The organism is Paenibacillus sp. PsM32 (assembly GCF_030433815.1).
In the GTDB taxonomy this organism is placed as follows: Bacteria; Bacillota; Bacilli; order Paenibacillales; family Paenibacillaceae; genus Saccharibacillus; species Saccharibacillus kyungheensis.
Genome location: NZ_JARUWY010000003.1, coordinates 200792 through 224655, shown reverse-complemented (window position 1 = coordinate 224655; position 23864 = coordinate 200792). Strand labels below are relative to the sequence as shown.

Genomic DNA, 23864 nt, shown 5'->3' with positions numbered 1-23864 from the left:
GTTTTGTGTGCGATCTAGTTTGCATTTGTATATGATCCAGAAGAATAGAATAACCCATGTCGATTATCACATTTATCAAGTTAACCTGATAAAACATTCCTTCTGTAAAACAAATAGATATGTGCAAAGAGTACTATTATCATCAAGCGATTACTTCATCGTATACGTTATTATGAACCAAAATGAACAAAAACAGCAGGAATGAACTTGTTCACGCATCTTTTTACGAGTATAATTAGACACTGACTGATTATATAGATTTAATATTAGAAAGAGAGCGGGATAACTATGGGCCGTAAATGGAATAATATTAAAGAAAAAAAAGCTTCAAAAGATGCTAACACAAGTCGTGTATACGCTAAATTTGGAGTTGAAATTTATGTAGCTGCGAAAAAAGGCGATCCAGATCCGGAATCTAACCGTGCTTTGAAAGTCGTTGTAGAACGCGCAAAAACATATAACGTACCTAAAGCAATTATTGATCGTGCACTTGAAAAAGCAAAAGGTAGCGGAGATGAGCAATATGCTGAACTTCGTTATGAAGGCTTTGGTCCAAACGGTTCGATGATTATCGTAGATGCGTTAACCAATAACGTAAACCGTACTGCACCAGAAGTTCGTTCTGCTTTTAACAAAAATGGCGGTAATATGGGTGTAGCTGGTTCTGTAGCTTACATGTTCGATTCTACAGCTGTTATCGGAATCACTGGCAAAACGGCTGATGAAGTATTGGAAATTCTGATGGAAGCTGATGTAGACGCACGCGATATTCTTGAAGAAGATGAAGCGGTAATCGTTTATGCAGAACCTGATCAATTCCATGCGGTACAAGAAGCGTTCAAAGAAGCAGGTGTAACTGAATTTACGGTTGCTGAATTGACGATGTTACCACAAAACTACCTGACTCTTCCTGATGAAGCGACATATGCACAATTTGAGAAATTGATTGATGCACTTGAAGATTTGGAAGATGTACAACAGGTCTATCACAACGTAGAGTTCGAAGATTAAGATTGGATAACTATCCATTTGGATGACAAAAGGATATGTAATATTTTGATCTGTAATTATCGGATATCGTAGCATATATTCTTTATTGATAAGAGCCCTCTACCTATTTATCTGGTAGAGGGTTTTTGTATATATTTACATATTGTTTGAGAATACCTTATCTGCGGGTAAAGAATGAATTATGTCGAAAGAACAAATAAAACATAGACTATAGGAAAAGAGAAGGTGACTGTGTATGAAAAAAAATATTGCAGATTCCGTTGTAGAAACATTAATTAACTCAGGTGTTAAACGCATTTACGGAATTGTAGGGGATTCACTGAATGCAGTTATGGACTCTGTACGTCGATCTGGCAAAATAGAATGGATACATGTTCGTCATGAAGAAGTGGCTGCATTTGCCGCAGGTGCAGAAGCAGAATTAGAAGGCAGTATTGCTGTATGTGCAGGAAGTAGTGGACCGGGAAATCTGCATTTGATTAATGGACTGTATGATTGTTATCGTAATCGTGTGCCTGTATTAGCGATTGCTGCTCATATTCCAAGTGATGAGATTGGAAGTAGCTATTTTCAAGCGACTCATCCTGAACAGATCTTTCAAGAATGTAGTTCTTTTTGCGAAACGATTATGACAGAGAAGCAAATGCCACGTACGATCAATATGGCAATTCAGACAGCGATTGCTCAATCGACAGTATCTGTTATTATTTTACCAGGAGATATTGCTGCTCTAGAATCGGGAAAACACCCGGTATCCGACATTCCGGCTCATGTTACTCGTCCAGTCGTTCATCCTTCAGTCGATGAATTGCAAAAGCTGGCTACTTACTTAAACGAAGGTAAAAAAATCAGCCTTTTATGTGGTGCAGGTTGCAAAGGAGCACATGCAGAAGTGATGCAATTAGCAGAGCGTCTTCAATCTCCAATGGTCACAGCACTTAGAGGAAAAGAACATTTAGAGTACAATAATCCTTATTTTGCAGGTCTATCGGGATTGATCGGGTATTCATCCGGTTATCATACGATGATGGACTGTGATGTACTGCTCATGCTAGGTACTGATTTCCCGTATCGTCAATTTTACCCTGAAAAAGCGATTATTTTGCAAGTAGATATCGATCCTTCCCATATCGGAAGACGCACCAATGTGAACTACGGATTATGTGGAGATGTCAAACATACGATAGAACAACTATTACCTTTACTTACAACAGAACATGATTCAAACCATTTGCAGAAATGTGTAGATCGTTACACTAAAGTACGCGAAGGGTTAGATGAACTGGCTGTCGGCAAACCAGGGCATACTCCGATTCATCCACAATATTTAATGAAATTGTTAAGCGATGCAGCTACAGCAGATGCGATCTTTACAGCAGACGTTGGAACACCGACTGTATGGGCAGCTCGTTATTTGCAAATGAACGGTCAACGTCGTCTTCTAGGCTCATTTAATCATGGAACGATGGCTAATGCTCTTCCACAAGCGATTGGAGCACAAGCAACCGCTCCAGAGCGTCAGGTGATCTCTTTATCCGGTGATGGTGGACTATCAATGCTAATGGGCGATCTATTAACGTTAAAACAACACCAATTGCCGATCAAAACGGTTGTATTTAACAATGGAGCACTAGGATTCGTTGAACTGGAAATGAAAGCCGCTGGGTTCCTTGAAACAGGGACTTCGCTGGTTAATCCTGACTTTGCTGCTGTAGCTAATGCACTGGGCATTATGGGAATTCGAGTAGAAGATCCGGCTGATTTGCCTTCTGCTATTGAACGCATGCTCGCTCATGATGGACCTGTATTGCTTGATGTGGTTATTAACCGTCAAGAACTATCCATGCCACCGAAAATCACTCTCAAACAAGCAGAAGGATTTACAGTATGGAGCATGAAAGCTATCTTAAATGGACGTGGCGATGAGATTATTGATTTAGCAAAAAGTAATCTTTTACGTTAAGTTGGTCATTTTGGGTAATAGAGAGTATGAGAACATTAAGAAAGACACAAGGAGGCATTCCTATGGGTAACCCGATTAAAGATATCAAAAAAAGTATTGATAAGTGCAAAAGCACAGCAGATCAGATTAAATTGACATTAGATGATGTCAAAAAAGATGTCGATGGCGTAAAGAAAAATGTTGATCGTATTAAAGAACAAGCAGGGCAGAAGTCAGCCGATTTGAAAGTAGCTATGGCTACGATTAAAGGTGCAGGGCAAAATACCAAAGAAATCGGTAACTCATTCAAGCTATGTCTGAATGAAGTAAAAGCCCTTTTTTCGATGAAAGAAGAGCCAACTTTGGAAAGTGCTCCATCGACGTATTCTGCAAATACAGTAGAAAATCCAAGATTGCTTCAATCGTCTAATCGGTAATTATTGCAAAGCATAACACATACAGACAGGATCATCTGCATACTTTGGTGCAAATGATCCTGTTTTTTTAGTTACTTTGCTGTAGATCATATAAGGGCTTATAATAAGAATTTCTACCACACCCAATTTCGTCACAATTTGGTGTCACTGGATATTCAAAATTAGTGCGTCAATTGTGTGTTATAATCAATTCATATTACATAGAGGTTGAGGTGTTCGGATTATGGCTACTGAATTAGTACATGCACTAAATGAACAAATGAATTTTGAATTTTACTCTGCACATACGTATATGGCGATGGCGGCATACTGTTCAGGAGAAAGTCTGGATGGATTTGCAAATTTCTTTATTGTACAAGCAGAAGAGGAACGTTTCCATGCAATGAAAATCTACAAATTTCTAAATGATCGTGGTTATCGTGCTACACTGACAGCTATGCCAGAGCCTACGAATGAATATACATCTATGCTTGATGTTTTTGAACATGGATATGCACATGAGAAAAGAAATACAGAAAAATTCTATCATCTTGCAGATCTGGCGCTTAATGAGCGTGAGCATGCAACGATCTATTTCTTAAAATGGTTTATCGACGAACAAGTTGAAGAAGAGTCTTTATTCGATAATCTGATTCAAAAGTTACGTCGTATTGAGCAAGATAGTAATGCTTTTTATATGATGGATACAGAGTTTGCCGGACGTTCTTTCACAGCTCCTGCGCTATAAAGGTAAAACAATAGCCGAACGTATCTATCTACTACGTTAAAGTACAACAACAATATTGACTAAATATGTAGTGTCATCCCATTCTATAACTTGATAGATAACCAATAAAGCCTACCTTTTACGGTAGGCTTTTTCATGGAAAGAAGTAATATAACGAAACAACGATTCGCCTTGATCGGTTACAGCAAAATCAGTCTGTAACGGCAATACCATTGCCCGATAAGGTTCTGGAACCCAGATATATTGATGTACATAAGAAGTCGCTATAAACCCGCACTTTTCCCAAAATAATAATCGACTTCGATTGAGCGGAGTATCCTCTGCTTCTACCTCGATCACAATAGCAGCGATACCATGTTCATCGATAGCCCACTGTTTGATTTGCTCCAAAAAAGATAGACCTATTCCTTGATCCCGCCAGTCCTGATGCACAGCCATATAATCAATAATTAATATAGATGCAGCAGCAGAACCCACCAGACCGGTAATAGCCATAGCGATAACCTGCTCTTGATCAAATAAGGCATGAATAAATGAATTTTTCTGTTCAAGCATGATCCGCAAAATTCGCTTAGGCTTGGCTCCATGTGGAAATGCTTCTTCATAAATAGGTTGAATCTTTTGCCATAATGATTCATCCCAGATTGATGTAGTAACCCATTTTAATGATGTCATTCTTTTTCTCCTTCCACGATATCGCTCTCCTCATTATATTAGACCCAAAGCACGATGTACTAATCACCATAAAATATTTCATTTCCTTCTTAGGAAAAAAGAGGTAAAGTTAGAATAATATAAATGATTATTAGATCACCTAAATATCGTTTCTATCTTTTTTTCTATCTTTTTCACTAAAGGAGTTTTCACATGAGTTCGACGACTAACTATAGAGCATCATATCAGTCTTACCTTAACCGCCAGGATGTCGATGGTTCCAAAATGAGGTACATATTTATCATTAATACAGCCGACGGCTTACAACGATATATGAAACGTAATAATATGCAATCGGTATTGACCAAGCTTTCTCCATTATCTATGTTTGGTGAGATTCAAGTCGTGGCACAGATCGAAGGATCTTTTTATCAATTGCCTGATTTTACAGAGCATACGGCTTCCCAATATATGAAAACACAGATTTACGGCAAAGACGCATTACGCGGAGAAAAAATAGATTTATTTGCAGAACTATTTCATACCAGCGAATTAACTCATATTATCTGGTTCACAGACGAAGAAGTTACACCTTATACACGAGTGATTCAGTCGATGAATGCCCCGCATATGTTCTGGAATTTTGTCTCGATCAAAGGTTCGCCGTTACGCTGTGCTACTAAGCCACCTAAAAATATTATACTGACCCATATTCCCAAAATATCCAGTCTAGCCACATCTGTATTGTATCGCAAATTGCTGAATAAATTTGCTCAGTATGTGAACAAAACCGATCTACCGATGCATGGACGAGTACGAATCAGTCAGATTGAAAATACGGCGGATTCGCAACATGTAATCAAAGGCTCCAAGTCTAAAGTAGAACAAACCAATCTAAAAGTAGGCATAGGTTGGAAAACAGTAGAAGGGGAATGTCTAAGCGCTGCGATGTTGCTTACCAATAATCAATTAGCAGATGCAGAAAATATCGCTTTTTTCGGTAACAAATCAACGATTGGTATGACGCATGTAGATGGTCGAGAACTACCGACAGAAGATATGGAGCAATATACAGTTAATCTATCTGCAATAGAACAAGCAGGGCAAGATAAGATTCTATTTACGCTAGTTATGCCTGATGGCACGCCTGAACAATTGTATATTCGGGTGCTTACTTACGATAATCGTGAATTGATTCGTTTTCAGATCGATATGGAGACCTGTGCATCGAATACTGCTCTGGAATTAGGAGCATTGTATTATTACAAGCAAGAATGGCGCTTTAATGCGATTGGGAATGGTTATAATGCAGGCATGGAAAAAATCGGTGCAAACTATGGAATCCCTGATCTAACAGATACGTATAATTTTACAGCTGAAGTCTTAGAAGATATCGCTCTAAATGGGAAAACGTTTGAGTATCATATGCAGGATTTGTTTACCAAATTGGGTTATGAAGTAGAAGTGCCTACCAGCGATCCATATGCACCGGATTATGGTGTAGACCTAATCGCTATCAAAGGTGGAGTACGCAAAGCTGTGCAGTTAAAATGTTTTAGTAATGTCGTACCGATCAAAGCGGTACAAGAAGTCTATGCAGGTGCACGTATGTACAATTGTGATAAATATATGGTAGTAGCCACCAACTACTTTAGTCGTGCCGCTCTGCAATTAGCAGAACAGTTAGATGTAGAAATATGGGACAAAATGCAGTTAGCCAAAGTGGAAGATCGCCTACGCTCACGTATCGGTGTCTCTGATGAAAATGAGCTTAAGCTCAAACTTTCCAAAAAAGATGCAGAAGATGAAATCGATATTGATATCTCTGCTTTTCTAGTGAATGGATCTGACCAATGTGAAAGTGATGAAGATCTTATTTTCTATAATCAGACCGATCATCCAAGTGGGTGTATACGATTGATTAATGATACAGCATGGGAAAAAATGATGTATATTGATCTATCCAGCTTGCCGACTTATTGTGAGAAGATTGTTATTGTAGGTTCACTGGATGCGTACAAGCAAAAAGTCGAATTAACAATAGATAATGAATTGAATTTGTATCATACTTTCGAATATATGCCGAGTACGGTGTGCGATACGTTAGTATTAGGTCAATTCCGCAAAATTGATGGAGAATGGGCATTTACCACTTCAGAAACGTATTTTGTCGGTGGATTGGAAGAAGCTTGCAAAATGTATGGTTTAACGACAGGTTAATGGCGTATAGGTTACATTTATCCCTGAATTTATCAATAAACAGGATCATATTCATACGCAATTACTGTATTTAGAATTGATTCTTACTTCCATTGCAGTGCTCTGGTTTGTCGTACTGGTGTGGTTACTGCAACATGTTCAACCTCTATGCAAAAACCTAACGTTCAGCTTATTTCTCAAAAATTTACGGGCTTGCGCTTATCGGATTCGGTGTCAAAATAGTAGTATAACGATCTTATATAATGATCTGAATTATACTTGCAGATACGGCTCACATAACTATTGATCTCGATCACTACTGCTTTTCTTGACAAGTCTATAGGATTTCACACATACTAAATAAACCCTATTTATTATATGTCAGGAAAGGTTATTATGAAAAAGATAAGTACACATTTAATCAAAGAAATTAATCTAAGCAATGTGCGCCGGGTAATGAAAGATATCGAAGTAGGCACCAAACCGCAAATCGCTGAATTGACTCAATTGAGTGTAGTAACGATCAACTCGCTGATTAGAGATTTGGTAGAGCAAGGTGAGATTGCTGAAGATAAAATGATTCCTTCTAATGGTGGACGACCTGCTTTAACGTATCGTTATAATTATGATTTCAGTATGGCATTAGTGATCTATATGAACGTGAAGCAAGGCAAAGATACTATTTCAGCCAGCGTTATCAATTTGCGAGAAGATATTTTGGAGAAACAAGAATATCATATGCCGATCTTTGAACGTACTAGCTTTTATGAAATGATCGCTTATTATCTTGATCGTTATCCAGCAATTAAAGTGATTGGTGTCGGTATTCCCGGTCAAGCGATCGACGGACAGATTATTGTAAGTAGTCATCCGAACTTGCAAGGTGTACGAATGAGTGAAGATATCCAATCTCATTTTGGGATTCCTGTTGTGTTGGAAAATGATATTAATGCCGCAATCACTGGATATTATGTAAAACAAGATTCTCCACAAGAGCAATGTATAGTTGGCATGTATTTTCCAGAAAAATATTGTCCGGGTATGGGTATCCATCTGAATGGACAATTGATCAAAGGAAAACATGGCATGGCAGGGGAAATCAAATTTTTGCCGATCGATATTGATTGGGAAAGCAATCTGAGCAAAGATACATTTATCGAAACGCTGTGTCAATTGGTACAGACAACGAATGCGATTCTAGCACCACAACAGATTATTATGTATCAAAGTTATATTGAGGAAGAAGAGTGGCATCCGTATTGGGAAACTTATCAAGTCAAGCGCTTGATGCCTTCATATCCTGAATTAATTTTTCTGGATTCTTTTCTTCAAGATTTTGAAGTAGGGATGAAATGGTTAACCCTCAAAGCGTTAGAACCTTTTCTTTCACATATTCCTAATATTTAAGTGCTCTCATTGTATAATGGGAGTATTTTTTGTAAATAGTTTATAATCATATTGACAGGCAATGTTCTCTATTGCATACTTAATAAATAATCTTTATTAAGTTGGTTTATTTAAATGTAAATAGTAAATTCGGAGGGATTCTATCGTTATGGCTACTTGGTTTTTGATTATTATTTATCTTGCTTTTATCAGTCTGGGGATTCCAGATGCACTGCTTGGTTCAGCATGGCCAGTCATGCATCCACAAATTGGTGCTTCCCTTGAATCTGCGGGTCTGTTATCGATGATTATTGCCGCAGGTACAATTGTATCCAGCCTAGTAAGTGGAACCATTATTCAGAAATGGGGAACAGGTAAGCTTACATTATTTAGCTGTGCCTTAACTGCTGGTGCTTTGCTTGGATTTTCATTTGCCCCTTCATTGTTATGGTTAGCTCTATTAGCGATTCCGCTAGGGCTTGGTGCAGGAGCGGTAGATGCTGGACTTAATCATTATGTAGCCAATCATTACAAAGCTCATCATATGAGCTGGTTGCACTGCTTCTGGGGAGTGGGCGCTATGACAGGTCCAATCATTATGTCTTACTTTATTGCTCAACATGGATCGTGGCGTGAAGGCTATTCAACCGTTTCTATGATTCAGTGGGGATTGGTACTTATTTTACTGGTGACATTACCGCTCTGGAAAAAAGTAGCCGATCTTCAGCAATCTAAAGCTGAAGCTACTGATATATCTGATCCATTATCATCCATATCTGATACGTCTACAGATTCGAATGTGAAAAAAGTTCATCCAATCCGTATCAAAGGCGTCAAAATGACTCTAATCGCATTCCTATTCTACTGCGGAGTAGAATCCACTGTAGGATTATGGGGTGCTAGTTATCTGGTAGGTGCAAAAGGCATGACTGCTGAGACAGCCGCTCTATGGGTGTCTTTATATTATGGTGGAATTACAGTTGGTCGATTGATTACAGGATTTATCACGCTCAAAGTCAATAACCGTATTTTGATTTTGGCAGGTCAGATTATAGCGGTTAGTGGAGGCGTAATTATGTTACTTCCTTTACCAGACATCGCTAGTATGATCGGACTGATTCTGATTGGTGTAGGGTTTGCACCGGTATATCCAGGATTAATCCATGAAACGCCACATCGCTTTGGCAAAGCCAATTCGGCTAAATTGATCGGTTACCAGATGGCTGTCGCTTATACAGGTACCACCTTTTTGCCACCGCTGTTTGGTATTTTAGCTTCTCAATGGAGTATTCAGCTATTTCCTGTTGTCGTGCTAATTTTTATAGTAGCGATGCTATTAAGCTCTGAATCTGTTAATATAGCCATCCAAAAAAGACAATCAAAATAGAAAGAAGGGAGTATTATGTTACTCATTTCAGGATTACTTCTATGGATATTATTATGTATTTTCATTTTACTCAGTGCTAGTTATGCAGCAACAGATAAAGTATCAGATATAGAAAAGAAGAACTCTAAACCAGATGATCCATTTGCTTATCTATTTCCTTTATAACAAAGCACTTTATTATAGAAATCCTTTTTCAAATGCTTAGTAAGCTATCTTTCTTATAAATACCTTTGCTATATTAGTAATCGGTATACAAAAGAAAGGAGCTACATATATGTGTGCATTATATCAGAATCAAACAGCTGTTTTTTTAGGAGATAGTATTACATTTGGTTATGAATTAAAAGAAGGAGAACAAGCATATCCTGCTTTAGTTAGTGAAAGCTTAGGTTTGAGTTCTTATGAAAATCATGGGATTTCTGGAAGCAGTGTATCTAGTGGCGGATGGGAACCGATGTGTGAACGATATCAACATATGAATAAACACGCAGATATCATCTTTTTTATGGGAGGTCGAAATGATTTCTCATCAGTAGAAAATGAATTTGGAGATATAAATACTTCTGTGGACGATACACATACTTTTTATGGGGCTTTAAAACATATTGCTGAGGGACTTATTCAATATTATCCTGATCGCTTAATTATCTTTTTGACTCCACCTCATGGATCAAGCAATATCGTACCTGAGCATTTACCGAACAGAACAACAGGTAAAGTTTATAGCGATTACGTTCAAGCTGTACGAGAAGTCGCTTCGCTCTATTCTTTTCCTTGTTGTGACCTATGGAATACAGCAGGGATTCAGCCACTACTGGAAGTTCACAAAAATATGTATTTTACAGGAGAAAACGGTATACCTGACGGACTGCACCCTAATCAAAAAGGGCATGAGCGATTAGCCAATCGTATTATTGGATTTATAAAAACATTATAAAAAAATACGTTATAACTTAAAGGCTGATATTATATATCAGCCTTTTTGCGTTGAATGTAATATATGAAGTCCGCCCATCACAATCGGAACTACACTTTCAGCCAGAGCAGATGAAGATTGTTGCTGATTATTTTTTTTCCACTGGTAAGCCACTCCATATATTGCCCAACTGATCATTGTAGCAGCCGTTGTTAATGTATTAGGATCTGCATCAGCATGTTCTTGAGTAATTAATTTAAGTATAAATTTCTCTAGTTGGGTCTTAATATTTTCCTCCATAATGGCAGAAACCGAATCGTATTTTTTAATACAAGTCATACTTGAATCATGATATTCACATAGCGCCATCACCAGCTCATAAATCATTTCTTCTGTTAGATTAATATGATTATCTACTTTATTAACAACGAATTGCAAAAAGCTATCCGAAAAAATCGCTTCAAGTAGCGCATATTTATCAGGAAAATGAGCATAAAATGTAGCGCGATTAATCGTCGCATGCTTGGTAATATCACTAATCGTAATTGTGTCAAAATCACTATTATGAAGTTGTTCCAAAAAGGAATCCAAAATCAACTGTCTTGTACGAATAACCCGGGGGTCATTGGGATTGGGAGAAAGAACGCTTGCCATAGGTATACACCACTTTCGGTTCAGTTGTTGTTTCTTATTATAAACGCACACTATTGTAGCAACAAGCATTTAAAAGATAAACAACAATATCATCGATATGTTGCTTAAGCAAAATAACAGAAACATTGTTGGTTGTAGAGCATATCAAAGCTTGATAGGATCGATGTATACCAATCAGGAGGTGCTATTTTGAACAATCAACAGCAACAACAAACTTATTCCACTGAAGCTTTATTTCAACCATATACACTAGGGACATTAACGCTACCGACTCGCATCGTTATGGCTCCGATGAGTCGTATGTTTTCAATCAATGGTGTACCTGGAAAAGATGTAGCTACGTATTATCGTCGCCGTGCTGAAAAGGGAGTCGGGCTTATTATCACAGAAAGTACCAATATCGATCATCCTGCGGTGATCAGTGAACCTAATATCCCTAACTTTTATGGAGAAGAAGCTTTGCAAGGATGGGCGGAAGTAGTACGTCAGGTACATGAAGCAGGGGGCAAAATATTCCCTCAATTCGGTCATATGGGAATTGCTCGTCCAGCAGGTTCTTTGCCTCATCCAGAAGCACCATCATTGGCTCCATCGGGTCTTGATTTTGATGGTAATCTTGTAACTGATCCAATGACTCAGCAGGATATAGATGAAGTGATACAAGCTTTTGTAGATGGAGCGGTACAAGCGCAAAAGATTGGTTTTGACGGTGTAGAGATTCATGGTGCTCATGGTTATCTTATCGATCAATTTTTCTGGGAGAAAACCAATCAACGTACTGATCGTTATGGAGGAAACTTCATCAAGCGTGCTCAATTTGCTGTCGAGATCATTCAGCGTATCCGCGCAGAAGTTGGGCCAGATTATCCGATAGCTATTCGTTTATCTCAATGGAAAATGAGTGATTATCAAGCTACATTGTTTGATACACCTGAACAGCTAGGAGAATTTCTTGACGTATTAGTGCAGGCAGGAGTAGATATTTTCGATTGCTCGACACGCCGTTTCTGGGAGCCTGCTTTTGAAGGATCACCTCTTAGTCTAGCAGGATGGATCAAGAAGTTAACAGGCAAGCCAACGATTACTGTCGGTTCGGTAGGATTGGATAGCGATTTTACAACGCTTTATACCGAAGGAACAGGCTCAGAACAGAAGGATATCAACGGTTTGTTAGAACGTTTAGATGCTAATGAGTTCGATCTTGTCGCTGTAGGACGTGCGCTGATTAGTGACCCTGATTGGGCGATCAAAATACGTGAAAATCGTACTCAAGAACTGCATAATTTCACACCTGAATCATTATCGACATTGATCTAACAACATACAAAGAGCGTTCTTCGTAGATAGTGAAGAACGCTCTTTTGGTATGGAATCGGATCATTCATTGCTATATTGCGGATATTATCAGGCACAATGATTATTAGATATTCAAATATTCTTTAAGTCCGGCAACAATCGCTTCAGCTACTTTATTTTGAAAATCATCTTGTACCATGATGGCTTCTTCTGTTTTGTTGGTCAAAAATCCAATTTCAAGCAGTGCTGCTGGCATTGTTGTTTTGCGAATCACTAGATAGTTGGCTTGCTTGGAGTTGCGATCTTTGAAGCCAGTAGCTGCAAGCACATGTTTTTGAATAATATCCGATAACAATTTACTTCGCTTGGTATCTGCATAGAATGTTTCTGTTCCGCTGGCATCTTTGTTAGGAGCCGCATTCCCATGAATCGATAGAAATACATCGGCATTAGCATCTTCAGCAATTTTGACCCGACTGTCTAAAGGAATAAATGTATCATCTGTACGCGTCATAATCAGGTCGATTTTAGGTTCCTTTTTGAGCAGTGCCGCTACTTTGTTACCTACTTTAAGTACTACATTTTTTTCAAGTACTCCCGTAGCTCCGATACCACCAGAATCCGTATCTCCATGTCCCGGATCGATAATAACTACTTTTTTGCCATTAGAACCTACAGGCTTGGTTGTTGCAGTTGTATTGAGATCAACAAACGTTAGATCATTTTGCTGATACAATTTGTACGTTTTACTTTGATTTAGATCGATCACAACACGCACTTGAGAAGGTTGGCTACTGAATATAGAGTAACGAATCTGCTTCACATCTGCTGATCCAGTAACAGGGATTGTTCCGACTTCACCTTGTTTCAATTCAGTTCCTTGTAAGAACCCTTTACCAAAAGCCGTATTCGGGAAATCAATAACGATCCGGTTCGGATTAGTCAGTACCGAGTCTACTGGCTTTACCTGATTGCTAGACGAAATCATTAAGCGATTGTCGCTATAACTAATACCTTCAATCGTTGTATTGTTCGGATCAGGAGTGGAACCGTTATTGGTATCAGGGCCAGCAGCTACTTTTTCCAAATAGACTGTTTTGGATGTGTTATCCCATTTTACTTTCAAGCCCATCTGCGTCCCGACAAAGCGCAAAGGTACATAAGTCGTATTAGACTTCATAAATGGAGCTTGTTCTAATACAACAGTACCACTGGTCGCATCTGCATGAGGTTGACCTACGGTTAACTTGATCGTGGCGGCAGCGTTAGAAATCGTAATAAGCTGATCGGATTGTTTCCATTTGACTTTATAACCTAACTTTTCAGAGATCACTCGAATAGGAACCATTGTAGTCTGATTGGTGATCATTACATCGCCTGCGCCTTCGACAGCTTGGTTATCTAGCATAATCTGTGTAGATGCAGCTTGAGTCGTTGAAGGGAGTAGAATAAAAAAGCTCATGACCATCGCAAAAGCTATCGTTATCCATACATTTCGTTGATTTCGATTCATCGTTATCTCATCTTCTTTCCGGTTAGAATAGTACTCACTTATGTATATTCGGTTTGCCCGCTTAAAAGGTTAAACTCACGTAAGGAAAAAAAGTTTCTCTAATGCAAAAATAAAAAAAGCTATTATCGATTTCCCTGTAGTAGAGAGAATCGATAATAGCTTACATAATCAATAACAATTGGCTATCTTAAGCGATCAAACAGTAAGCAATGATCATTAAGAAAATGATTGTAATATGATTGATCGAGAAGATAAACATTTTGTGTGACCATTTTTTGTTTTCGTACTTTTTAAATGTAGATACGCTCAAGTACAACCAAGCGAGTGTTACTAGGAATGATACAAGTGTTACATATGGACTGAGTGTCCAGAATAAAAAGCTTGAGAACAATAACAAAACGATATACACATTCGTCTGAATATACGTGCGTTTGATTCCTTTGACGATCGGAAGCATAGGCACACCTGCTGCTTTGTATTCATCAAATCTGCGAATCGCAATACCGTAGAAATGAGGCATCTGCCATAGTAACATTGTTACGACAAGTGCCCAAATTTCGAAATGCCCTAAATCTTGTGAAATTGCACACCAACCAATTAGTGGAGGAACTGCTCCTGAAAGACTACCTACTTCAGTGTTGTATACGGTTGTACGTTTGGTCCACATAGTATAAGGGACGACATAAAGAAAAAGTCCCAATATACCGAATACAGCCGCCATTGGCGTAGCCATATACAATACAATAGCACCCAAAATTGTCATCGTAAAACCGATAATCAAACCTACTTTGGTATCCACTTGACCGGTAACTGTCGGACGGGTTCGGGTTCGTTCCATAATCGCATCAATATCCCGATCATACAAGTTATTAAATGCTCCTGCGGAAGCAATAATCAAAGTCGAACCTACCATAGCAAGAATAATCGGTACAATCTGTCCCCAGACGGATTCATTAAATACATAAAGTGCCATACATAGACCAGCAATAACAGCAATCAGATTAGATTTAATAATACCGACTTTAATTGTATCAAAAAAAGCTTTTGGTATTGAACTGTATTCCACTGTAATGTTAGACTGCGCACTATTATTCATCATTATTATCTACCCATTTCTATATAATTAAAATTTTATACTATATAATGTAGTAATTATATCACTGTTTATAGTAGGTGAATTCTGTAACTTGACTTCGTTAATAATAATGTCATTTAAATGTGAACAATTTTAGAACACTTAGTAATTGAATTGTGAAAAATACATCGATATGATACAAGTCATATCTATTAAAAGTAGCCCAAATTCGTAATAGAAGCAACAAAAAAACGGTATCTTTTTATATAGATACCGTTTTGCTGTTTATTTGGTTCATTATGAATAAGATTGTGCTATCTCTGCTAGTAGCTGATTGACTTCTTTGCCAGTGACCTGTTGAGCAGGGTGGAATAGAGAAGTTGAGTCATTTTTCATTAATTTCATCTGTAAGACATGTTCGATAGAAGCATAGGCCCAGTGTTGTTGAGGTACATCGGTAACAACAATTGGAGACTTCGACTCTGTAGATTGCTCCGTCATATTAATCCAGTTAGAGATAACCGTAGCTAGTTGAGCACGAGTCAATTTGTCATCTGGTGCAAATGTAGTTGCCGTCATTCCTTTCATCAACCCTTGAGCAGTCACCTGTTGAATCTGTTTGTTCATATCTGAATTTGAAATGTCCACAAATGATGGTGTGGCTATCGGTTCTGGTAATTGAAGCACATTCGCAAGTGCATATGCTAATTGAGCACGTGTAACTGTTGTATCGTCTGCTAGGTTGGCATGGACAATCTGATCGGATCGGGATTGATCAAATAACCAGTCAACGACTTCAGAATTGTTAAAGGCAGGAACCCATGACCAGTGCAACATTTTATCGTAGAAATGGTGTTCTGTCATAAATTCATCGCTGTACAGCGTTTGCTTGACTTTGGTTGATCCCAGTTCAGTCAATGCTTGATAAGATAATGTAGTAGTTCTGCTATCTGTAGTCGGATCATTTTCTGCATGGATCAGCCAGATCGGAGTATCGGTTAAAGGCTGAAGTGCTTGCTTGAATGGTTCTACACTTCCTTTGTAATCGGCAACCGCATCTTTGGCTGCAATCACAATACTACCTGCAAATAGATCAGGGTACTGCATCATAAATCGCAGTGCACCACCGCCACCGCTAGATACACCGACCAGATAGATTCGCTCTGGATCAACTTTTCCTTCATCTACCAACTGTTGAATCAGTTCATATTGAAGAGTGAAGTATGCTTGCATTTGTGTTAATTCTACCGGATTATTATAGATCGCCCAACCGTAATTTTGCGGATATTGTACAGCGAGCACAGAAGTGTCTTTCCCTGATTCTGTCCAGACCGTAGCTCCGCGATTTTCGGTTAATTGCTTCATATTATCGGTTCCAAATTCACCACCACCATGAAGCCAGACAACTAGAGGTTGGGGCTTTGCAGATGACGTTTCTTTGAACCGATAAGGTAAAGTCGCTCCATTGCTTGCTGTAAATGAACTGGATTTAAAATCATCGACTGTACGTGTATTCACTTTGCTCACATTGTCTTTGGTAAAAGATAATTCAGGATAGGTACTGCTTGTAACAGCAAATGGTGATACATAACCACCTGGATATCGGAATGGAGCCACTTTCATATGAATCGTCTGATCGTTGATCGATAATTCTATACCATCATTATCATAATTATGTTGTACAATCTCGCCAGCTTCATTTAGCGGATAACCGTTATAATTACCTGTAATATCCAGGTCGCTAGCTTGCAGATGATCATATGTACTGATGTTATTCACAGTGATATCAAATGACTCGACCATAGTTCCTGCATCACCGATATACGTATTGGCGACTACCGACTGTACAGACGAAGCTTCTGCGATCGAAGGTTTGGAAATGAATACTACTGGAATCATTAACAAAGCAAAGATTGTCACCCCGTAAATACCGACTCTTTTTCTCAACATAATTCCTCCTTAATGTTAGCTTGATTCATCTGGAATAATTTTTGTAAATACACAAAAAGGGCAAAACCCAAAACTACGATAGAAAGAAGAATGTTCTTCTTCCAACATAGTTTGATAGGTTTTGCCCACGTAAGCGGTTACAATCCAGATATGTAATTGCTTTATACGATAGCATGAGATCCAGAAATTTGTCAAAACCATACTGCTACATCTACAAAAAAATGGATTGACTTTTAACATCATTTAAGCAGGGACTTGACACCTATATGGTATATTAAAATGGATTTGCTTAGATGATTTTATTTATTTTGGAGGTCTATTGTGTATCAATATAAAGATCAAGAATACGATGCAGTTGAATTTGATGGACGAGATTTGCGGTATGGTGAACTGATTCGTTGTACGTTCAAAAAATGCACATTTATGAATGTATCGATGGATGAAATAGAAACTAGTTATTGCCGATTTATCGAGTGTGATTTTAAGGGAGCAACATTGAACGGTTCGATCCATACCGAATCTGCTTTTGAAAATTGCTCATTTACTGGTGCTAATCTGTTTGTTGCCAAATTTAACTTGTGCAAAATGACAGGGTCGGACTTTGCTGGCGCTCAAATGGATGGGATCACTCTTTATCAGGGAGATTGGTCGTATACGAATTTGAGCTATACGATATTCAAAAAGCAAGATTTACGAGAGATTAAATTCTACGAAACAGATTTCTCTAATGCGGATCTCTCCCTAGCAGACTTGAGAAAATGTGATCTAACCGGAGCGGTATTAATCAAAGCCAATCTACATGGAACAGACCTTAGAGGTGCAAATCTTGAAGGGGTAGATATGAAAGTGCTGGTGATCAAAAACACCAAGTTAGATCGAGAACAGGCTGTGTTATTAGCACGTTCTTTGGGTGCGAAGATTGAATAAATGTAAAGATAACTGCGGTTCAAAAACATAAATAATGACCAATCAAAAAACAGATCGAGCTATTTATTATAGCTTTGATCTGTTTTTTTATATCCAATATCAAATTAAAAGGAAATTATTTACAAAAATAAAAAAATAGACTAAACTCGCTATTAATATATGTAAGAGTTATCAAAAAATGGATTATAAAGGAGATTTATTGATATGAAAAACAACAGAATATCGATTGCGCTCGCTTTCACTATGCTCATGTCTGTACCGGTGGCGCTGTTACAACCTACCACTACGATTATGGCGGCAGATGCTTCAGGCACCACAGCAAGCCTGGCAGATATTATCAAAAATCAACAAACAGATGGTGGCTGGAAAAAGGATTATGCAGAAACGAGTGGAGATTGGGCAAAATCGACGATCGACAACAAAGCAACATATACCGAGATTCGCAGACTGGCAAGTGAATACGCCAAAACCAAAGATAGCAAATATTCGGCTGCTGCGATCAAAGGCATTAATTTTCTAATCAATATGCAATATGCTAACGGCGGATGGCCACAAGTCTATCAAAGCTCCGGGTATCATACGCATATTACATATAATGATGATGCGATGATCAATGTGATGATTCTGCTAGACGAAGTTGCTAATAAAAAAGGGGACTTTGCATTTGTCGATAGCAATCTAGCGAGTAAAAGCAAACAGTCTGTCGATAAAGGAGTCACTTGCCTGTTGAAAACTCAAGTCACTTCAGGAGGCAAACTAACCGTATGGGGTCAACAACATGATTCTAATACACTCCAACCTGCGACAGCGCGCATCTATGAAGTGCCTTCACTGAGCTCCAAAGAAAGTGCAACTATCGTCAAATTCCTCAAAACCAGACCTTCCACTTCACAGATCGCGACTTCAATCAAAGCGGCGGAAGATTGGTTCAAAGCTGTGCAAATTGTAGGGATCAAAGTGGTAAAAGAAAATAATGATGTAGTCGTAGTCAATGATGCCAGTGTAACCAAGCCGATCTGGGCGAGATTTTACGAATTGAATACGAACAAGCCGATCTTTGTCGGACGTGATGGTATTGTGAAGTACAAATTGAGCGATATTGATCAGGAAAGAAGAACGGGTTATGCGTGGTATGGCAACTGGTCACCAAGCTGATAGATAGTTTCTTATATTTGAAAGATACTAATAAGTATTGAAGTAATGAGGGCTTTTAGATGGATTTCGTCTGGAAGTCCTTTTTTTGTGATCGGAATAATTTCCTGAATGTGGGAGTATATAATAATATAAGGCGTATAATATAGGTGTTGAGAGCAAAGACTATAATAATAAGACGATCAAAGCTTACACTTTGCAAATTAACGCTTTTTTACAATTTGTAGTGATATTGAAATAATGAGTCAATCTGCTGCTGTAAAAAAATATTTTTTGTCTCTATTCGATAAAAATCATTTCTCTGTTTATGTGAATCAAGTAATCGAAAGCTAACAGTCTGGCTATTCCAAGCATAACGAATAGGATTTCATCTGACTTAACGCTCCTATAAAGAATGTTTGAAAAGGCACTCACTCAAGCGTAAATTCGCAAGCAAGTGAGTATACATTCCTTAAGATACTCTTTTGCCTACGTATCTATTAAAAAATGAATGAATCTTCGCTATTTTTAGAAGATGCTAGAACATGAGAATATACGAAAAACGGAATGTTATCCAAAACACTAAGAAATCTAAATTTAAGAGTAGAGGAGCAATAAAATCAGCATGATTCTTACTGAAAAACTCAAGAAAATTTTTGATGTTAATCAGTAAAAAATTATAAGATGAATCACAACGTATATGAAGATTAATAAGAAAAGTGGAAAACAATTAAAGGTCGAATTTAATAATTTAAATAATACTGATGTAGTAATTAATTTAATACCTTAGTATATGAAAGACAGCATGATTATCAATTTGAAGTGGTATAATTGGAACAACCTTCAATTCAAATTATATTATTGCTTTAATTACAAAAAAATTCAATTTATAAAATTTTTATTCTTAAATATTATATTAGTACATGTGTCTTTAATTACTATTCTATATCTTATTGAAGGATTAATCATAAATAGAAAAACTCATTGTATTTGAGTAGTAGCACTATATCTCTGCTTATTAGGCATACGATTTATAAGAGTATCACAAATAATAATGATGATGATTTAAATCCCATCACCGATATAACGGTGATGAACATTGAAATAATAAATATTTATGTTATAATTAATCCCATACCCTAAATAAAAGGTATGGAGTTTGAAAGGAGATATCTTGATGCCTATTAGTAAAGCACAAGCAGCTGAACGTCTTTGGATTAATCACAAGTCGGTCGATTATTTAGTTAAGAAAGGACGTCTTACAGGAATAGCAAGTTCAAGTTCTGGTCGGGAGATGATTACAGAGGAGTCACTTTTCAAAGAAATTGGAGAACGTTATCGTAGGTTTGGTAATGCTATTTCGCTTCAATACGAATCGGAGTTTTGTCTCTGTGGCTGTAATGAAGTTACAACGCTTGGTAAGAAATTTCTACCAGGTCACGATCAAGCGTTAGAAGGAATTATTCGGTTTTTTCTTTTCTCAGGAAATTCATTAGATACACGTGAAGCTATAAAATTAGCTAATCGCGCACACTTTAATATTGATATAAATAGCCTTATCACACGGGGATTTTAAAATCAATCTAGACCCAAGTTAATATACTTGGGTCTAGATTGATTTTTAGAATAATATAATAAAGAACACGAGTGTTGATTAAGCTTTTCCATAATAAAACAAGTATTCGATATTGATTTATAAGTCTTATTTCTGAAGAAGCATTGGGTGTAAGGGCATAGTAAAAGTCTCGATAGAAGTCAAAATGAAAAGTTCGATAATAAAGATAATTGATTTTAAGAACTATAAAAATAAAAAACTATTGAAAACATAATTTAAAACAGGTAATATCCTCGAAATAAATGACTTTAATTTTTTCTATATTTTGGGATTAAGAGTATTACAAGTATAATTTTTGATGAATTTGAGAGAATAGCATTTGAATTGAATATGGAAACAGCGATAGCAAAAAAAATTGAATGATCTAAATCTATCTCTGAAAACAGAGATATTGAGCCTTATTGAAAACAAAGATGATCAAAATCAGAAATTGCAGCATGTTAAAAAAGTGTAAGTAATTATTAAAGCTTTGGAATCAGCATGCACTGAGTCGTGAATACAGGAACGTCATCGGAAAGAATCTGAAGAATGGCTAAAAAAGAAGGAGTAGAATTATGAAAATCATCTTAGATAAATGGAATTCTCAAAGGCTTATGATGTCAAATTTGAAAGAAGAAGAAATCTCTTTAGTACAAGATCTATATGAGACAAGTAGATATATGAACCAGTGGGATGGTCAAGAATATAATCCAGAACACATAAGAAATTGTTTCGTTGAGGGCCATTTGCCTCCTAATGGGAAAGTAGAAAACTATAGAATACAAACGATTCGAAACAATAAAGATCAAAGAATAATAGGAATATTAAGTGTGTATCATGGTTATCCAGCTATTGAATCTATACATCTTGAATTTTTGTATATTGATAGAAGTATTCAAAAACAAGGGTTTGGACAAGAATTCATAAATCAATTTATCGAATTAACTACTGAGTTAGGATATAAAGAAATACGAATCAACGTGTCAATAAAGAATTGGCCAGCCATAAAGTTCTGGATAAAATCTGGATTTAATAATGTGAGTGGAATTTATGGAGACAGTGAATATTCAGAACACACATATGCAAATTTAGAATTAATAAAGATTTTGTGAGTATTTCAAAATGTCAGATTTCTTCAGGTAACATGATATTCATGCAACAGGCCTTCGCATCTCTTGAATCGTCAGAAGAGAAGAAGCCAAGTCAGGTGATTAATACCTCCGAGGTTAAATCTTCGACCTGGTTCTACTCTTGAATCGCTAAGAAGCTTTAGGGAAATGATTCAATCAATGGAGAGTTAAGCACGTCTTTATTTTGTTGGCTAAGCGGTCATCATAAGCCTCACGCGCTATAGATATAGGTTCACTTTCGTTCACTACAGACCTGTAGCTAGCTACGATCCGAAATTTATTGAACCACAGTTTACTTTTTCTTTAAGCTTCGAAAGACAACGCTACAGGTATCTCACATCACGTTAGGTTCGTTTGTGCTCACTGTTCTAGGTGGAATCATCATCGGAAAAAAGTCTACCGTAATCATTTCCGCGATAACAGCAGGATCTTCGGCGATAAGTTGCGTGACTTCGTCTGCATTCTTAACCTCGATGATGGCCATTCCATGAGGATCGTTCGGTTTTAGAACTCGTCCCCAAAAAAGTGCAATCCCTTGATTCTGCTTATCTGTCCAATAGGAGAAGTGTTTTTGCAAAACGTTTTGTTGTTCTGCGTTCATATCCTGTTGAGATTCTCTAGGAGGAACTGACCATAACATGTAATGCAATTTTTCCGGATTATTGCTCATAGTCTTATCTGACATTTCAAAAAACCTCCATCTCGTGTATACTACAATGAAACAATGCTTTAGTATGTTTACATCGTAAACTTACTTGTTTACATTGTCAACATATTATTATAAGGATGATATCTATGAATAAAAAAAGTCCCTACCATCACGGAGATCTTCGCGAAAAATTAATCTTAGCTGGATTGGAACTTCTATCTGAAGGGGGCGTAACGGGGTTGGATCTACGAAAAGTGGCTCGCAAAGCTGGTGTAAGTCATGCCGCTCCTTATCGTCATTTTGAAGATAAAAGTGATCTCATCGCCGCAGTTATTGAAGAGGGCTTCTCTCAATTACACGATTCTTTGCAACGAGTAGTTGATATGAGCGAGGCTAATACTATAGATCAATTACAAAATATTAGTCTGGCATACGTCGAATTCACCGTTAAAAATCCCTGGTCGGTACGGGAAATGTTTAGCGGATTGACGATTGATCACAACATGTATCCATCCCTTTATGCCACCTCCAAGAAGGTATTTGGATTGATTGAAAATGTAATCGTCTCAGGTCAAGAGAGCGGTATATTGAATTTGGATGATAGCAAAGAACTAGCTTGTGTCTTTTTATCTACGATTCACGGAACCGCCCTTTTAATTATTGAAAACCACATGCAGCCGATTACGTCTAGGCCAGGTGGGACTGAGCATCTAGCACGCATTTGCGTCAATGCACTCATCAACGGAATTAAGAAAACTTAAATGCTAAAGTTGTTCAACTGTAGATTAAAGCTTTATTCAACATTATGTCTTAAAAGGGACTATGTCTTGTTGTCGAGGAACAAGAAACTAAACCCACTAAAAGTCGCTATATTTAGCGGCTTTTTTGTTTTATAGGTACAAGTTCTTGTCCAGATCCGAATACAAGAACTTGTACCGAGTACCGAAAAGGATAAGAACATGAGCAGATTACTGATTAGATAAGCATTTAACTATGGATTTACTTTATTAAGCTGACAGCAGGGGAATTGATCAATTTCGCGAATACTTTACAGATGGAGTTATTCACGAAGTTTATAGATATGACGTTATAGGAAAGATATGTAAAGCTTGCGAATAACATAACCAAACAATAAAAGACATGAATATTAAGAGAGTATTATGGAAAATTGGAAAAAGCTTATTGAAATAATACTAGATGAGAGGGCTTCAGATGCTGAGTGAGATGATTCAGATATAGATCTTAGTAAATACAGCAACGCTATACAAAGATCGGAAAATCAATAA

Annotated in this window: 22 protein-coding genes; 15 read left to right on the top strand and 7 right to left on the bottom strand. The window is 37.4% G+C overall.

The genetic code is table 11. The features are described from left to right. Window positions 1–288: 288 nt before the first annotated feature. The 3 genes from QCD85_RS08885 to QCD85_RS08875 all read left to right on the top strand — a co-directional run bounded on the left by QCD85_RS08885 (window position 289) and on the right by QCD85_RS08875 (window position 3390). Window positions 289–1011, top strand: a complete 723-nt coding sequence (locus QCD85_RS08885) for a YebC/PmpR family DNA-binding transcriptional regulator (protein WP_273612415.1) — start codon at window positions 289–291, stop codon at window positions 1009–1011. Between the two features lie 235 nt (window positions 1012–1246). Then, entirely contained in the window at window positions 1247–2974 is a 1728-nt protein-coding gene (poxB, locus tag QCD85_RS08880) for a ubiquinone-dependent pyruvate dehydrogenase (protein ID WP_301262362.1), read from the top strand. A 62-nt stretch (window positions 2975–3036) separates the two neighbouring features. Further along, entirely contained in the window at window positions 3037–3390 is a 354-nt protein-coding gene (locus tag QCD85_RS08875) for a hypothetical protein (protein ID WP_301262361.1), read from the top strand. On the opposite strand, the gene QCD85_RS08870 is transcribed toward QCD85_RS08875, so the two are convergent. Further along, complete coding sequence (locus QCD85_RS08870) at window positions 3391–3525, bottom strand: hypothetical protein (protein ID WP_301262360.1); 135 nt, start codon at window positions 3523–3525, stop codon at window positions 3391–3393. Between the two features lie 88 nt (window positions 3526–3613). On the opposite strand from QCD85_RS08870, the gene QCD85_RS08865 reads away from it, so the two are divergent. Further along, window positions 3614–4117 (top strand): ferritin, encoded by a 504-nt coding sequence (locus QCD85_RS08865; RefSeq protein ID WP_273612412.1) that lies wholly within the window; start codon window positions 3614–3616, stop codon window positions 4115–4117. A 111-nt stretch (window positions 4118–4228) separates the two neighbouring features. Here the strand turns inward: QCD85_RS08865 and QCD85_RS08860 are convergent, their stop codons facing one another. Beyond that, on the bottom strand, window positions 4229–4792 hold the full coding sequence (locus QCD85_RS08860) for a GNAT family N-acetyltransferase (protein WP_301262359.1): 564 nt from the start codon (window positions 4790–4792) through the stop codon (window positions 4229–4231). A 192-nt stretch (window positions 4793–4984) separates the two neighbouring features. Here QCD85_RS08860 and QCD85_RS08855 point away from each other — a divergent pair, with 192 nt between their 5' ends. The 5 genes from QCD85_RS08855 to QCD85_RS08835 all read left to right on the top strand — a co-directional run bounded on the left by QCD85_RS08855 (window position 4985) and on the right by QCD85_RS08835 (window position 10680). Continuing rightward, window positions 4985–6991, top strand: a complete 2007-nt coding sequence (locus QCD85_RS08855) for a TerD family protein (protein WP_274169923.1) — start codon at window positions 4985–4987, stop codon at window positions 6989–6991. A gap of 375 nt (window positions 6992–7366) precedes the next feature. Then, complete coding sequence (locus QCD85_RS08850; RefSeq protein ID WP_301262358.1) at window positions 7367–8377, top strand: ROK family protein; 1011 nt, start codon at window positions 7367–7369, stop codon at window positions 8375–8377. Window positions 8378–8525: 148 nt separating this feature from the next. Beyond that, entirely contained in the window at window positions 8526–9743 is a 1218-nt protein-coding gene (locus QCD85_RS08845) for an MFS transporter (RefSeq protein WP_301262357.1), read from the top strand. Window positions 9744–9758: 15 nt separating this feature from the next. Continuing rightward, window positions 9759–9908, top strand: coding sequence for a hypothetical protein (locus QCD85_RS08840; protein WP_273612407.1), 150 nt, complete (start codon window positions 9759–9761; stop codon window positions 9906–9908). A gap of 109 nt (window positions 9909–10017) precedes the next feature. Beyond that, on the top strand, window positions 10018–10680 hold the full coding sequence (locus QCD85_RS08835) for an SGNH/GDSL hydrolase family protein (protein WP_273612406.1): 663 nt from the start codon (window positions 10018–10020) through the stop codon (window positions 10678–10680). Between the two features lie 36 nt (window positions 10681–10716). Here the strand turns inward: QCD85_RS08835 and QCD85_RS08830 are convergent, their stop codons facing one another. Beyond that, a complete protein-coding gene (locus QCD85_RS08830) occupies window positions 10717–11313 on the bottom strand; it encodes a TetR/AcrR family transcriptional regulator (protein ID WP_301262356.1) in 597 nt (198 codons plus the stop codon). Window positions 11314–11502: 189 nt separating this feature from the next. Here QCD85_RS08830 and QCD85_RS08825 point away from each other — a divergent pair, with 189 nt between their 5' ends. Further along, complete coding sequence (locus QCD85_RS08825) at window positions 11503–12630, top strand: NADH:flavin oxidoreductase (protein ID WP_301262355.1); 1128 nt, start codon at window positions 11503–11505, stop codon at window positions 12628–12630. Window positions 12631–12733: 103 nt separating this feature from the next. On the opposite strand, the gene QCD85_RS08820 is transcribed toward QCD85_RS08825, so the two are convergent. The 3 genes from QCD85_RS08820 to QCD85_RS08810 all read right to left on the bottom strand — a co-directional run bounded on the left by QCD85_RS08820 (window position 12734) and on the right by QCD85_RS08810 (window position 17147). After that, window positions 12734–14122, bottom strand: a complete 1389-nt coding sequence (locus QCD85_RS08820) for an N-acetylmuramoyl-L-alanine amidase family protein (protein WP_301262354.1) — start codon at window positions 14120–14122, stop codon at window positions 12734–12736. A gap of 187 nt (window positions 14123–14309) precedes the next feature. Further along, window positions 14310–15221: a heme o synthase gene (gene cyoE, locus QCD85_RS08815; RefSeq protein ID WP_373461962.1), complete on the bottom strand. Its 912-nt coding sequence runs from the start codon at window positions 15219–15221 to the stop codon at window positions 14310–14312. A 273-nt stretch (window positions 15222–15494) separates the two neighbouring features. Then, the gene (locus QCD85_RS08810) at window positions 15495–17147 is read right to left on the bottom strand and encodes an S-layer homology domain-containing protein (RefSeq protein ID WP_301262353.1); all 1653 of its coding nucleotides are present in this window, start codon (window positions 17145–17147) and stop codon (window positions 15495–15497) included. Window positions 17148–17468: 321 nt separating this feature from the next. Between QCD85_RS08810 and QCD85_RS08805 the strand changes: the two genes are divergently transcribed. From QCD85_RS08805 to QCD85_RS08790, 4 genes are all read left to right on the top strand, one after another. Continuing rightward, complete coding sequence (locus QCD85_RS08805) at window positions 17469–18074, top strand: pentapeptide repeat-containing protein (protein ID WP_301262352.1); 606 nt, start codon at window positions 17469–17471, stop codon at window positions 18072–18074. A gap of 204 nt (window positions 18075–18278) precedes the next feature. Continuing rightward, window positions 18279–19229, top strand: a complete 951-nt coding sequence (gene pelA / locus QCD85_RS08800; RefSeq protein WP_301262351.1) for a pectate lyase — start codon at window positions 18279–18281, stop codon at window positions 19227–19229. Between the two features lie 1153 nt (window positions 19230–20382). After that, complete coding sequence (locus tag QCD85_RS08795) at window positions 20383–20781, top strand: hypothetical protein (protein WP_301262350.1); 399 nt, start codon at window positions 20383–20385, stop codon at window positions 20779–20781. A 593-nt stretch (window positions 20782–21374) separates the two neighbouring features. Next, window positions 21375–21911, top strand: a complete 537-nt coding sequence (locus tag QCD85_RS08790) for a GNAT family N-acetyltransferase (RefSeq protein WP_301262349.1) — start codon at window positions 21375–21377, stop codon at window positions 21909–21911. Window positions 21912–22263: 352 nt separating this feature from the next. Here QCD85_RS08790 and QCD85_RS08785 read toward each other — a convergent pair whose 3' ends face one another. Beyond that, window positions 22264–22569: a YciI family protein gene (locus tag QCD85_RS08785; RefSeq protein ID WP_301262348.1), complete on the bottom strand. Its 306-nt coding sequence runs from the start codon at window positions 22567–22569 to the stop codon at window positions 22264–22266. A gap of 155 nt (window positions 22570–22724) precedes the next feature. On the opposite strand from QCD85_RS08785, the gene QCD85_RS08780 reads away from it, so the two are divergent. Further along, window positions 22725–23339, top strand: a complete 615-nt coding sequence (locus QCD85_RS08780; protein WP_301262347.1) for a TetR/AcrR family transcriptional regulator — start codon at window positions 22725–22727, stop codon at window positions 23337–23339. Window positions 23340–23864: the final 525 nt, after the last annotated feature.